Source organism: Oricola indica (assembly GCF_019966595.1).
In the GTDB taxonomy this organism is placed as follows: Bacteria; Pseudomonadota; Alphaproteobacteria; order Rhizobiales; family Rhizobiaceae; genus Oricola; species Oricola indica.
This window is the reverse complement of record NZ_JAINFJ010000001.1, coordinates 499,274-512,807: the sequence shown is the minus strand read 5'-3', so window position 1 is coordinate 512,807 and position 13,534 is coordinate 499,274. Positions and strand designations below refer to the sequence as shown.

Genomic DNA, 13,534 nt, shown 5'->3' with positions numbered 1-13,534 from the left:
GCCAGTCAAACGGCGCGGAGGACGGAAGCATGAACACATTGATCGCAAGGACGGATCGTCTCCTGCTCGCTTCGGGCGGACGCGCCGCGCGGATATGGTCGTCGCAATCGGCCCTGTTCGGCGCGATCCTGATCGCCACGTTCACGCTGGTCGTCGCGGCTGTCGGCATCGTCTATCCGAAGACGAACTGGGACATCTTCGCCTATCTGGCGAGCGCCCACGAGACGCCCGGCATGAGCGCGCAGGTTTTGCATGACCACGCCTACGGCACCGTTCGCGACGCGATCGCACCGGGCGAATTCACGGTGCTGACCGAGGATCGCGACTACCGGGTTCGCCAATATGCCGACCCGGATGCCTTCGTGACCATGCTCGGCTTCTACAAGGTCAAATGGCTCTATATCGAAACGATCCGCACAATGTCGGGCTTCGTGGATTCGCTGACCGCCATCCGGCTCATATCGGTTCTTTCCGCGTTGGCTGTCGGCGCGATAGCGATCGTCTGGTTGTGGTCGCGTCACGCGTTACAACTCGCGCCGCTGGCGCTGGCCGCGCTGATGCTGTCGGGATTCGGCGAGATGGCGCGCCTGGGCACGCCGGACCTCTATTCCGCCGTCTTCTTCGCTGGCGGAATGCTCGCTTTCCTGCATCGCCGCGAAGCGCTGACGGGCTTCCTCCTGTTCCTCGCTTTTCTCGTTCGTCCGGACCATCTCGCCTATATTGGCGTACTGATGGTGGTGGCGGTCTATATGCGTTCCATTTCCTGGGGCGTGGTGGCGGCGTTTGCGGGCGCGGCGGCTGTCTATGTTCCGATAACCCATGCCGCCGGACATCCCGGCTGGTGGGTGCAGATGTGGTTCACTCATGTCGAATATGTCGGCACGCTCGAGAATTTTCATCCGCCGTTTTCGGTCGCGGTCTACCTGCAGTCGGTGATCCGGGCGCTGGTGCGTTCCCTCGTCGAGAACGAGTGGCTGGGCGTGTTGATCGTCGGCACAGCGATCTGGTGGCAAATGATTCAGCACAATGTCGAAACCACGCGCCGCGAATCCGTCATCCTCGTCGCCACCTTGCTGGCCGTGGCCGCCAAATTTGCCGTGTTTCCGCTGTTCGACACCCGCTTCCACTTCGCCTATCTGCTGGTCTTCTGCCTGACTCTTGTCGGCGCTCTCGGCCAGTTGCGCTTCCGCATCCCCAATGGGCCTTTCAGCGACTTCTCGCTTCGCTGAGGCGGGCCTGGAAGCAGCCTTCTGACGGCGCGCGAGGCGTCGTCGGAACCGTTGCCGGGCACGGAGTTTCCGATGCTGGTCGCGGCGTCATCGCCGCATGTCGCAAACAGGCTGCAATCGCGCTGCGTGGCGGTCTTATAGTCTGCCCGAAATCTCATTCCGGAGTCGCGGGCAATGGCAAGTTTTCCTGAAAAGGCGAAGGTCGTAATCATCGGCCTGGGCGGTATCGTTGGCGCGTCGGTCGCCCATCACCTGATCGAGCGTGGCTGGGACGACATCGTCGGCATCGACAAGTCGTCGATCCCGACCGACATCGGTTCGACCAGCCACGCCTCCGACTTCTGCTACGCGACGAGCCACGACTTCCTGTCTTGCTGGACGACGCTCTATTCCATCGACTTCTTCATGAAGCGCGGGCGCTATTCCAAGGTCGGCGGCTTCGAGATCGCGCGTATCGGCGACGATGGTCGCATGGACGAGATCAAGCGCAAGGTAGGGTCCGCCAAGGCGTTCGGCACGGGTGCACGGCTGGTCGATGCAGCGGAGATCAAGGCGAAATTCCCGCTGGTCGAGGAAAGCATGGTGCAGGGCGGCATGTGGGACCCGGATGCCGGCCTCGTCTCTCCGCGTTCGCAGACGGTCGCGGGCGAACTGGTCGATGAGGCGGTGGCCAGCGGCAAGCTTCAGTCCTTCGCCAACACGCCGGCGCAGAGCCTCGTGATCGAGGGTGGCCGCATCAAGGGCGTGAAGACGCATCGCGGCACGATCATGGCCGACCATGTCGTCGTCTGCGCAGGCCTGTGGGGCCGCCTGATCGCGGAAATGGCGGGAGAGGACCTTCCGGTCATGCCGGTCGATCATCCGCTGACCTTCTTCGGGCCGTATGACGAGTTCGCCGGCACCGGCAAGGATATCGGTTTCCCCTTGCTGCGCGACCAGGGCAACTCCGCCTATATGCGCGACACCGGCGATCCGAAAACGCCGGAAGGCGGGCAGATCGAGTGGGGTTATTACGAGGAGAAAGATCCGCGGCTCTGCCATCCGCGCGACATCCTGGAGAAGGAACAGGCGCGCCTGTCGCCCTCGCAGCGCGATCTCGAGATGGAGCAGATCATCGAGCCGCTGGAACGCGCGATGGAATTGACGCCGATCCTCGGCGAACTCGGTTACCGGGAGAGCCATTCCTTCAACGGCCTGCTGCAGGTCACCACCGATGGCGGGCCGTCGATCGGCGAAAGCCAGAAGGTGAGGGGCCTGTGGTATGCGGTCGCCATCTGGGTCAAGGACGGCCCCGGCATGGCCAAGTTGCTTGCCGACTGGATGACCGACGGGCGCACGGAGATCGACCATCACGCGATCGACTATTCGCGCTTCTACCCGCACCAGATGGAAGAGCAGTTCATCCACGATCGCTGCTACGAGAGCGCCTTCAAGATCTACAATCCGGCGGTGCATCCGCGCGAGCCTTACTCCAAGGGGCGCAACATCCGTACCTCGCCCTTCTATGAGCGCGAGAAGGAACTGGGCGGGTATTTCATGGAGATCGGCGGCTGGGAGCGCGCGCATGGCTATGCGGCGAACGAGCATCTGCTGGAGAAATATGGCGACCGGGTGCCGGTGCGCGAGAACGAATGGGACAACCGCCATTTCTGGCGCGTCTCCAATGCCGAACACCTCGCCATGAGCGAGGATTGCGGCATGGTGAATCTGTCGCATTTCGCGATCTACGATGTTTCCGGACCGGATCATGTCGCGCTGATGGAATGGATCTGCGCGGCGCGGATCGGCGGCGACCACATGGTCGGCAAGGGCATCTATACCCATTTCCTCGACGATGAGGGCATGGTGCGCGCCGACCTGACCGTCCTTCGCATGGAGGACCGCTGCCGGGTGATCGATGGCGCGGATGCAGGGCCGCGTGATTTCCACTACATGCGCCGCGTGGCCGAGGAAAAAGGCTTCGACGTCACCATCACGGACGTCACCGAGAAGAATGTGACGATCGGTGTGTGGGGACCCAATGCGCGCGAGACGCTGAAGAAGGTCGTCGAGGACCCGGAGTCCATTTCACCGGAGAACTTCCCCTTTGCGGCGATCAAGCCGCTGCGGATCGCGGGCAAGGACGTTACGGGTTTCCGGATTTCCTATGTCGGCGAGCAGGGCTGGGAACTGCATATGGCCTATGAGGACGGCCTTGCGGTCTGGGATGCGCTTCAGGCTGCCGGCATCATGGCGTTCGGTGTCGAGACCTACGCCAATTCGCGCCGGCTGGAGAAAAGCCTGCGCCTGCAAAACGCCGATCTCCTGACCGAGTACAATCTCTACGAGGCTGATCTGGCGCGTCCGAAGGTCAAGGAAGCGGATTTCCGGGGCAAGGCCAAGCATCTGGAATATCGCGCGCGCGACCACCAGCCGGCAATGCTTTGCACGCTGGTCATGACGGACAATGTCGATTCGACGGGTGTTGCCCGTTACCCGGTCGGCGTCATGCCGGTGATGGATCCCGCAACCGGCGAGACGCTAATCGACGAACTCGGCCGCCGCTCCTTCACGACCTCGGTCGTCTACGGCCCGAGCATCGACAAGAACATCGCGCTCGCCTATCTGCCGCATGCGTGGTGCGAGGAAGGGCGCAAGCTCAGTGTGGAGTATTTCGGCGAGACCTATCCCGTCGAAGTGGCCGCTGTGGGCTACAAGCCGCTCTACGACCCGGAAAACCTGAAACCGCGCAGCTGACGATGTCTGGCCGGCGGATCAACCGCCGGCGAAGGCCATCTTGACGAGGCGGATATAGGTCTGCGTGCCGAGGCAATAGATCGTGTCGGTGCCGTGTCGCGCGCGCAGCCGGTCTGCGAGGGCTTTGAGACCTTGCGCGTCCTCGTAATGAATCTCGTCTTCCACGCGCCCCGCCGCCTTGGCGTTGTCGTAGTGGAGGTAGCCGCGCGTGCCAGAGAGGGCGACTTCGTAATAGGCGGTGCCTTTCTCACCGGCGAAGAAGTCCCTGATGGCGTCAGTGTCCTTGTCGTCGGGAAGGGATGCGAGAATTACCGGGGTCGTCTCGCCGATCAGCCGGGACGCGAATGTCTTGTCGATGGACGACGCGCTGACACAGGCGTCGAAATAACAGCGTGTCGTGCCATCACGCAGGATGCCGAACGCCGCCGATTTGTCGTCCAGCGTGATATCCCGCGACGTTTGGCGGCCGAGAAACGCATCGGCGGCGGCGCGCGCCAGCGCCTTGTCCATTTCCAGCCAAACGGGGAAGTGTCCGCCTTCCGCCGGCGCGGGAATCGCGACGACCTTCTCCGGCTCCACGATATTCAGCTGGTCGTTCCACCTTCGGGTGTCTTCGTCGCATATCAGGATGTCAGCGTTCGATCCGGCGAAGAGCTTGCTGCGGGCGACATCGGCCAGGGTGGGGCCGAGGCTCGCCGGATGCTCCAGCAGGATCGAGGTGACGACCGATACCGCGGATGGAATGTTGCCGGTCTCGTCGAACTCGGCGCCACGGCCGCATTCCAGAACGAGATAGTCCGCGCCGCGTTCGCGAAAATGGTGCAGCGCCATCAACAGGAAGATGCCGTAGGGCGACAGGTAGCTTGTGCCTTCGAGGCTTTCTTCGGCGGCTTCCAGCGCCGGCTCGATCGCCGCATATGCCGCCATGAAGTCCGCAACACTCGCGGGCACGCCGTTGATCCGTATCCGGTCGTTGTGATCGATCTCTTCGGGCGACACGAACAGGCCGATATCAGCGCCGGTCGCTTCGCGCAGGATGTGGGCGATCATGCGCGATGTCGTTCCCTTGCCCTTGCTGCCGGTAATCCGGATGACCTTCGCGGGATCGGGGAGCAGCGAGAGCTTCCCGGCAATGTCCAGAATGATCCGCGGATCGCGAATTTCGCGGTCGTGCTTTCCCTCAACCAGCGCCTTGCGGTTCATGAAGGAGGCGTAGATGCCATCCATCACGCGGTTGAATGCGGGGTCGTCGCGGCGGGACATGATGCGTGTCCTGAAGATTTTTCGATGCACGGACGGGCGTCAGCGCGGCTTTTCCTAGATTGGTTTCACCGGGTGGACCAGAGCAAATCCGGGTCCTTTGTGGCGACGCTGACGAATATGTGAACCAGCGAGGCGAAATGGCGCGTTTCGCTTTCTCGCGTTTGACGTATCATCCTCGCATGGCTTTCCGTGTCGCAGTCCCGGCGATGGTCGCCGCTCTCGTTACGCTTTTCGGCGCACCGGTCCGTGCCCAGGAGCGTGTCGATGTCGCGCTGGTGCTGGCCGTCGATGTGTCGCGCTCGATGTCCTACGAGGAACTGCGCATCCAGCGCGAAGGATACGCCGCAGCGATTTCCAGTCCACAGGTGGTTCGCGCCATCGGGCAGGGCGCTTACCGGCGCATCGCGATCACGCTTTTCGAATGGGCGGCGAACGTCCATGCCAACGAAATCATCGGCTGGACGATCATCGAGAGCCAGGCCGATGCGGATGCGGTCGCGGCCGAACTCCTCGCCACGCGCAGTTTCGGCGAACGGCGGACGTCGATTTCCGGCGCGATCCATCATGCGACGGGGCTTCTGGAAACGGCGCCGCTGCTTGCCGACCGGCGGGTGATCGACATTTCCGGCGACGGTCCGAACAATCAGGGTGTTCCGGTGACCGAGGCGCGGGACGAGGCGGTCGCGAAGGGTATCACGATCAACGGATTGCCGATGATGACGCGGGACGGCTTCGCCCAGCAGTTCCATATCGATGATCTGGACCGCTACTATACGAAATGCGTCATCGGCGGGCCGGGGGCCTTCATGGTGCCCGTCAATGACTGGGACCAGTTCGCGGAGGCCGTGCGTCGCAAGCTGGTCATGGAGATCGGACAGGTGGAAGAAGCCGCGCCGCGCGTCGTGCCGGCGCAGTTTATTCTCGAGGAACCCTATGACTGCCTGATCGGTGAGAAGATCTGGCAGCAGCGCGGCTGGCAGTTCGACGATTTCGATCGGTAATCCGGATCAGGCGACCATAAGCTGCTTGCGGTCGGCGCGTTCCTGCTGCGGCGACTTGGCGTAGACCTCGCGGTAGCATTTGGAGAAGTGCGAGGCGGACACGAAGCCGCAGGCAATCGCCACCTCGACGACCGGCATGGACGACTGGATCAGCAGATGACGGGCGCGGTCGAGCCGGATTTCGAGATAGTAGCGCGCGGGAGACCGGCCCATTTCCTGGCGGAACAGGCGCTCGATCTGCCGGCGCGACAGGCCGACATGGTCGGCGATCTCGACCAGCGACAACGGCTCCGACAGATTGGCTTCCATCAGTTCGATGATCGTCAGAACCTTGGCGTTCTGCACACCGAGACGCGCACGCAGCGGCAGGCGCTGGCGGTCGGTCGGATTGCGCACGCGGTCGGTCAGGACCAGCTCGCAGATGCGGTTCACTGTTGCGTCGTCGAAATCGTCGCTGATGATCTTCAGCATCATGTCGAGTGCTGCCGTTCCCCCGGCGCAGGTATAGATGCTGCCGTCGATCTCGAAGAGATCGGAGAAAACGCTGACCTGCGGGAAGGCTTCCTGGAAACCGGGCAGGTTTTCCCAGTGGATGGCGCAGCGCTTGTTGTTGAGCAGGCCGGCCGCGCCGAGCGTGTGGGCGGCGGTGCACAGCGCGCCGATCTTGACGCCGCGATTGTGCTCCTCGCGCAGCCATGCCGAGAGCGACTTGGAGTGGTTGCGCTCGATATTGAGACCGCCGCAAACGAAGACGATGGACGGCCTGTGCTGGCCGAGCATCAGCTTGCGCTCCTCCTCGATGGAGGTGTCGACGGCAACCTGCACGCCGTTCGATGCAGTGACGGGCTCGCCTGTCTTGCTGGCCAGACGCCAGGCATAGGCTTCGTAGCCGAGGACGCGATTGGCGCCGCGCAGAGGCTCGACCGCCGCGGAAAAGGCGATCATCGTGAATTCCGGCTGGAGGTAGAAGACGACTGTCTTCGGCAGCGTCGGTGCGTTCGTCATCGGGCCAACCTCGCTCCTGTTGCCTGCCACAACATGAAATGTCGTTTTCATGACAAAGAACCAGCCATATCGGGTGCGGTCAACAAAAACCGGCAGAGCTGCCGTCCGTTGGGCCGCGAAAAAATCGGGAGGGTTTGAAAGCAGTCGCCGCCGCCGGTCACGCCGGGATCCTGCCGTTTGCCGGCAAATCGCCGGATTGGTGGTCCGAAAAGGGGATCATTGTTCACTCCATGCAAGTTCGTGTTCACACGGAGCAGCCATTTCGCGTCCGGATCGTTCCTACGGCGGTTTGGACACACCGTTTTGCGGGAACGGGCCAGCTATTATCAGAGCGTCTTCCGGTCGTTTGGGACCAACCGGGATAACGCACCCTCATGGACGGCTCGATCATTCCCCTATGATGGTCATGCAGGTTCGACGCGCAGAAAGTTGCGACACGAAATCGCTTTTCTGCGACATTCAGCTGTGTCGCAGAAAGGATAGATCGAAATCAGGCTGATTCAGTTTCGCGCGCGCCGGCCGCCTTCGCGTCTTCGACGGCGTCCGGGGCTGCTGCCGTCCTCATTGGCGGCGAGCGTCTTGCGCTCCGGCAGCGTGACGGCCTTTGCCAGTTCGGGGAACGGATCGACCTTGTTGGGCAGTGCCATCGCGGCGACGAAATGGTCCTGGAATTTCGGCTCCAGCGCTGTCTCGATCTTCTCGATCTTGCGCACGGTCCGCTCGATTTCGCGGCGGAAATCGCGATTAACCAGCGCCATGCGCGCGCCGGTGCCGGCTGCATTGCCGACCGCCGACACATTCGAAAGGTCGCAATCGGGGATCAGGCCCAGCACCATGGCGTATTTCGGATCAATGAAGGAGCCGAACGCGCCGGCGAAACGGATGGCATCGACATGGTCGACACCCTGCTTGTCCATCAGGAGCTTGATGCCCGCATATAGCGCCGCCTTTGCAAGCTGGATGGCGCGGACGTCGTTTTGCGTGACCGAGATCAGTGGATCGCCGTCATTCAGCACGTAGGAGAAGGTGCGTCCGTTCTCGATGATGCGCGGCGATTTCGCGGCGAGGGCACCGTCGATTACCCCGTCCTCCGAAATCACGCCGGCCAGATACATCTCGGCGACGACCTCGATGATGCCGGACCCGCATATGCCGGTGACGCGCGTCTGCGCGACGGCCTCGTCGAAGCCATCCTCGTTCGACCAGAGATCGCTTCCGATCACCTTGAAGCGCGGTTCGAGCGTCTCCGGGTCGATGCGCACGCGCTCAATGGCGCCGGGCGCCGCGCGCTGACCCGATGAAATCTCCGCGCCCTCGAAGGCCGGACCTGTCGGCGAGGAGGCGGCGACGACGCGGGACGAATTGCCGAGCACGATCTCGGCATTGGTGCCGACATCGACCAGGAGCATCATGTCGTCCTGCCGGTGCGGGCCTTCGGCGAGGGTCGCGGCGGCTGCGTCCGCGCCGACATGGCCGGCGATGCACGGGATAACATAGACGCGGCAACCCGGATTTGCATCGAGCGCCAGTTGCCCGGCCCATGTGTGGACCGCGCCGGAGACGGCGAGCGCGAAGGGCGCGCCGCCGAGCTCGGTCGGGTCGATGCCGAGGAAAAGGTGATGCATGATCGGATTGCCGACGAAGACGGCGTCGAGGATGTCGGTGCGGTTCGCGCCCGATTCGTCGCAGACCTTGCCGATCAGTCCGTCCACCGCCTCGCGCACGGCCTTCGTCATCGCTTCGCGCCCGTCCGGATTCATCATCACGTAGGAGACGCGGCTCATCAGATCCTCGCCGAAACGGATCTGCGGATTGGATGTGCCGGCCGAAGCGATCACCTGACCCGACAGCAACGAGACCAGATGCATGGCGATGGTCGTCGAGCCGATGTCGCAGGCGATACCCCACGCCTCGTTGTGCAGGCCGGGCCACAGGGCGATCAGGTTGGCCTGGGCCGTTTCCTCATCCTTGTAGATCGCGGCGGTAACGCCCCATTTCCCTTTGCGAAGAATGGCTTGCACCTGCGGGTAAAGATACTGGTCGACCAGGACATCGGAGAAACCCCAGTCGCGCTCCAACGCCGCAAGGAGGCGGTCGAGATCGCCGAGCGGGGCGTGCATGTCCGGTTCCTCGACCTCGACATAACAGAGCTGGGCGGCAGGTTTGCGCTCGAAGACACGCGTGTCGGCCGCCTTGCGGACGATCTGCGCGTTGATCTGCACATCCTGCGGGATGTCGATGACGAGATCGCCGGTGATCGTCGCGGAGCAGGAGAGGCGGCGGCCGGCCTTCAGGTCGCGTTTTTCAGCGTAGCGCTTTTCCTTCGCGCCGAAGGGGGAAAGATGGTCGTTTGCCGAGGTGATGCCATGCTTGGCGAATTGGCCTTCCTGCACCTCGATCTGGCAGCGCCCGCATATGCCGCGTCCGCCGCACACGCTCTCGACATAGACGCCGAGCTGCCGGGCAGCTTCCAGAACGGTCGTGCCCTCGGGAAAGCGTCCGCGCCTTCCCGAGGGCATGAAGAGAATGAGGGGGTCGGCCATGGGCTCCCGTCAGGCGCCGGCGCCGGTTCGCGCGGCGCGTCCGCCGCGGCGTCCGCCGGCCGCACGTGCAGGCGCCGGAGCCGCCGCACCGCTCGCGGAGGGCTGATGGTCGCGATAGGTCATGATCCAGTTTCCGCAATCCGGGTCGGTGCCGTTCAGCACGTTGGCGGCGTGGACCATCTCCATTTCCTGCGGACGGCAGGGGTTCATGATCGCCGACGTCATGCCGGACGCGATCACCATCGGGATGAAGGCGGCGTTGATGCCGTGGCGATGCGGCAGGCCGAAAGAGATGTTGGACAGGCCGCAGGTGGTGTTGACGCCGAGTTCGTTGCGCAGGCGGTAGAGCAGCTTGAAGACCTGCTGGCCGGCGGTGCCCATTGCGCCGATCGGCATGACGAGCGGATCGACCACGATGTCCTCGGCCTTGATGCCGTAATCGGCGGCGCGCTCGACGATCTTCTTGGCGACGGCGAAGCGCACGTCCGGGTCAGTCGAGATGCCGGTCTCGTCATTGGAGATGGCGACGACCGGGACATCGTATTTCTTGATCAGCGGCAGGATGGCCTCGAGCTTTTCCTCCTCACCGGTCACCGAATTGACCAGCGGGCGGCCCTTGGCGACCTTCAGCGCGGCCTCGATGGCGGAGGTGACGGAGGAGTCGATCGAGAGCGGAACGTCGACCAGTTCCTGCACCATTTCCAGCGTCTTGACGAGCAGGGCGGGCTCGGTGGCGTTCGGATCGACGGCGGTGACGCCCGCATTCACGTCAAGCATCGTCGCGCCGGCGGCGACCTGTGCCAGCGCGTCGGCCTTCACCGTTTCGAAATTGCCCTCGACCATTTCGGCCGCGAGTTTCTTGCGGCCGGTCGGGTTGATGCGTTCGCCGATGACGCAAAAGGGCTGGTCGAAACCGATGACGATTTCCCGGGTGGCCGAGGCGACGATGGTGCGAGCCATTTATGGATGTTCCTACGATTTGGAGTTCATAGAAGGATATAAAGATGTCTTTATATCCCATGTGCCGCGTTCTTCAAGCCACTGCGAGGCTTTTTTGATGCCGCCGAAGGGGAAGACGTGAATCTGCTTGATGGCCGTGCCGGGCGTGGCGAGCGCATGCTTCTCGATCGGTCCGACGACGCCTTCCGGCGAATGGCTGGTCGCCAGCATGGCGAGCGAACGGGTGTTGCGCTTGAAGAACTCGAGCGAGTTGCCGACGCCGCACATGGCCGCATATTTGACAAGCGTGGTGATCTTGGCCGGGCCGGCGACGCCGAGATGGACCGGCAGATCGATGCCGTGGTCGCGAAGGCTCTCGGCCCAGTCGACGAATTTCTGGCCGTCGAAACCGAACTGCGTGACGATGCGGATGCGCGCATCGGTGCGTTCGCCGAAGGATTTCTTGAGCCGGAGCGCTTCGACCGCGACTTCCGGCGAGAAATCCGGGCTGCCCTCGGGGTGTCCGGCGACGCCCATCTCGGTCACGCCGTATTTGTCGAAAAACCCGGTTTCCAGCACTTCCATGGTGGACGAGAAGTCTCCGGCCTGCTTTTCCAGCCCGCCGCCGATGACCAGCACGTCATGGACGCCGGCTTCCTCGGCCATCGCCTTGATGCGGTCTTCGAGGGCGGCCTTCGTGGTCAGGCGGCGCGACGCGAAATGCGGCACCGGCGTGTAGCCAAGGTCGTGAACCCGCTTCGCGGCGGAAACGAGCGTCGCATTGGTGTCGGTGCCGACATCGGTGATGTAGACGCGCACGCCGGCGGGAAACAGCCCCGGCAGGTCGGGCGATTCGGCCGCCTGTTTCGGCGAAACCTCGATGGACGCGGCGATTCTCTTCGGCGCGGCGCCCTTTTCCATGGAAACTGCATTCATTGCGCGGGTTCCTTCTCAAATCCCTCGTTGCGCACCAGCATCAACAACCGGTCCTTGTCGTAAACGGTCTCGATCTCGTTCATCGCCTTGTCGGCTTCGGCCTCGAGGTCGTCGCCGACGGCAATCGGGTCGCCCTTGCGCCATTCCGCCAGATAGGCGTCGCTGTCGCGCGCACCGACGCGCATCGCGCACATGTCGATGGCTTCGGTGAAGCGCAGCGGCAATTCGCGTTTCGCGGTCTCGCGCCGTCGGCGAATAATCACCTGAGCAGGAATGTCGCGCCAGTAGACGATGATTTTGTCAGCCACGATGGCCCTCCGTGTCGGGAACAAGCAATGCCGCAAGCGGGCATGGACGGCTTGTTACGCGACGACGCGCGGCAATTCAAAAGCGACAGCGAAGGCCGGCGGCGTCTAGAGCAACCAGGAGTGGGCGAAGGCGTGCGCGACGAGCACCACGCCGATCATGATGCAGATCGCCACAACGCCGGTGATGGTGCCGACGGCCAGCCAGAAGCCGTCGCGCTCCGACAGGGCAATTCCGCAGATGAACACGGCGAGCGCCGGCAGCCAGTTTCCGAAGGGAATCGGTATGACGACCGCGATGGCGTAGACGAGGGCGATCAGGCCGACCACCTTCTCGGCACTCTTGGCGTTCGGGAACGGCCAGTAGCGCGGTCGCACCCAGTTTTCCATGCGGCGCAGGAACGGGATCAGCCAGGTGGACATGCGATGAAACGCCTTGTGGCTGAGCGAGCGATTCAGGAAGAAGCGCGGCAGCCAGACAGTCGGATAGCCGATCACCATCTGGAAAGCGACGAGCACGATCGGCACACCGAGCAGCACGGTCGATCCGGGCGGGAACGGCAGCAGGTTGATGGCTGCGGTAAAGACCAGGAAAGTCGCAAAGGAGCGGTCGGCCAGCGCGTCGCGGATGCGGCGGACAGAAACCTCGCCATGTTCCTCTTCGGCGAGTTCGCTCAGGACCTGGGAGAGCGGGCGCGGACGGCAATAGGAATGCGGAGCTTCAACCGGTTCGAATTGTTCCGGAGTCTGCTGCAACATCTTTTCAACCGCCTTCGAGGACGCTCATGGCGCGGGTATACGTCAGGTTCATGACGATAACCGGCAATTGCGACGATTTGGTTTACGATTGTGGCGCTTTTACCAGCCGGCCGGCCTGCTGCAAAGCCGGGGCCAGATCGCCGTATCCGGTCAGTTGGCGCTCGAAGGGCAGGCCGAGGAATTCTGCGGCTGCGCGGGCCTTTTCGGTCAGGGCGGGATCGTCCGTCTGCGCGATGTAGAGCACTCTTTGATAATTGCCGAAATACATCTCGCGCAATTCGGGATGCCGGTCGAGGCCAAGCGGCTTCACCAGAAACGCCTCGAAATGGCGGGCGAGGAAATCGGTGACGAAGAAGGTCGTGAGGTAGTCCCCGTCCGCCGCCTCGAAGGTGTCGTTGCCGATATAGAAGGAGAAACAGTGCGGCCCGGCGATGCGACTGACGCCATGTTCCGCGCAGACCTTGTCGAGCATGCCGCCGGTGCCGCAATCGGCGTAGCCGACGAAGATGTGCTCGTAGCCCTCGGCCCGCGCCTTGCGTATGGCCTTGTCGGTCTCCGGCGCGATATTTTCCGGATGATTGTGGTATTCGGCCGGCAGGCAGGTGAGCGAAATGTGGTCGAGGCCGTTGATCCGGCACACTTCCAGAATCTCGCGCGCGATCATGCCGCAAGCTATCACCCTGACTTTTTGTCCGTCTGCGTCCATGAGGCGTTCAGTTTTCTTCAATACCGGCATGACATAGTGTGGATAAGCGCGGTTTTCTATCGCGCAGAACACCAACAAGCCGCACACGGGTTTCAAATTCCTTGGGGACGGG

Annotated in this window: 11 protein-coding genes; 3 read left to right on the top strand and 8 right to left on the bottom strand. The window is 62.8% G+C overall.

The genetic code is table 11. From position 1 onward, the window contains the following. Window positions 1-29: 29 nt before the first annotated feature. On the top strand, window positions 30-1,229 hold the full coding sequence (locus tag LC343_RS02425) for a hypothetical protein (RefSeq protein ID WP_223475496.1): 1,200 nt from the start codon (window positions 30-32) through the stop codon (window positions 1,227-1,229). A gap of 174 nt (window positions 1,230-1,403) precedes the next feature. After that, a complete protein-coding gene (locus LC343_RS02420; protein ID WP_223475495.1) occupies window positions 1,404-3,965 on the top strand; it encodes a GcvT family protein in 2,562 nt (853 codons plus the stop codon). An 18-nt stretch (window positions 3,966-3,983) separates the two neighbouring features. Here the strand turns inward: LC343_RS02420 and LC343_RS02415 are convergent, their stop codons facing one another. Then, entirely contained in the window at window positions 3,984-5,228 is a 1,245-nt protein-coding gene (locus LC343_RS02415) for a folylpolyglutamate synthase/dihydrofolate synthase family protein (protein WP_223475494.1), read from the bottom strand. Window positions 5,229-5,407: 179 nt separating this feature from the next. On the opposite strand from LC343_RS02415, the gene LC343_RS02410 reads away from it, so the two are divergent. After that, complete coding sequence (locus LC343_RS02410) at window positions 5,408-6,229, top strand: DUF1194 domain-containing protein (protein WP_223475493.1); 822 nt, start codon at window positions 5,408-5,410, stop codon at window positions 6,227-6,229. A gap of 6 nt (window positions 6,230-6,235) precedes the next feature. On the opposite strand, the gene LC343_RS02405 is transcribed toward LC343_RS02410, so the two are convergent. The 7 genes from LC343_RS02405 to LC343_RS02375 all read right to left on the bottom strand — a co-directional run bounded on the left by LC343_RS02405 (window position 6,236) and on the right by LC343_RS02375 (window position 13,422). Beyond that, entirely contained in the window at window positions 6,236-7,234 is a 999-nt protein-coding gene (locus tag LC343_RS02405) for a GlxA family transcriptional regulator (protein WP_223475492.1), read from the bottom strand. A 500-nt stretch (window positions 7,235-7,734) separates the two neighbouring features. Further along, window positions 7,735-9,777 carry an ASKHA domain-containing protein gene (locus LC343_RS02400; RefSeq protein WP_223475491.1) on the bottom strand — a complete coding sequence of 681 codons (2,043 nt, stop codon included), beginning with the start codon at window positions 9,775-9,777 and terminating at the stop codon, window positions 7,735-7,737. A 9-nt stretch (window positions 9,778-9,786) separates the two neighbouring features. Beyond that, the gene (locus LC343_RS02395) at window positions 9,787-10,737 is read right to left on the bottom strand and encodes a methyltetrahydrofolate cobalamin methyltransferase (protein ID WP_223475490.1); all 951 of its coding nucleotides are present in this window, start codon (window positions 10,735-10,737) and stop codon (window positions 9,787-9,789) included. 12 nt (window positions 10,738-10,749) lie between these two features. Then, complete coding sequence (locus tag LC343_RS02390; RefSeq protein WP_223475489.1) at window positions 10,750-11,652, bottom strand: methylenetetrahydrofolate reductase; 903 nt, start codon at window positions 11,650-11,652, stop codon at window positions 10,750-10,752. Next, window positions 11,649-11,960: a virulence factor gene (locus LC343_RS02385; RefSeq protein WP_223475488.1), complete on the bottom strand. Its 312-nt coding sequence runs from the start codon at window positions 11,958-11,960 to the stop codon at window positions 11,649-11,651. The genes LC343_RS02390 and LC343_RS02385 overlap by 4 nt, the downstream gene beginning before the upstream one ends. A 105-nt stretch (window positions 11,961-12,065) precedes the next feature. Continuing rightward, window positions 12,066-12,716 (bottom strand): exopolysaccharide biosynthesis protein, encoded by a 651-nt coding sequence (locus LC343_RS02380; protein WP_223475487.1) that lies wholly within the window; start codon window positions 12,714-12,716, stop codon window positions 12,066-12,068. Window positions 12,717-12,798: 82 nt separating this feature from the next. Then, window positions 12,799-13,422 (bottom strand): DUF1638 domain-containing protein, encoded by a 624-nt coding sequence (locus tag LC343_RS02375; RefSeq protein WP_223475486.1) that lies wholly within the window; start codon window positions 13,420-13,422, stop codon window positions 12,799-12,801. Between the last annotated feature and the right edge of the window lie 112 nt (window positions 13,423-13,534).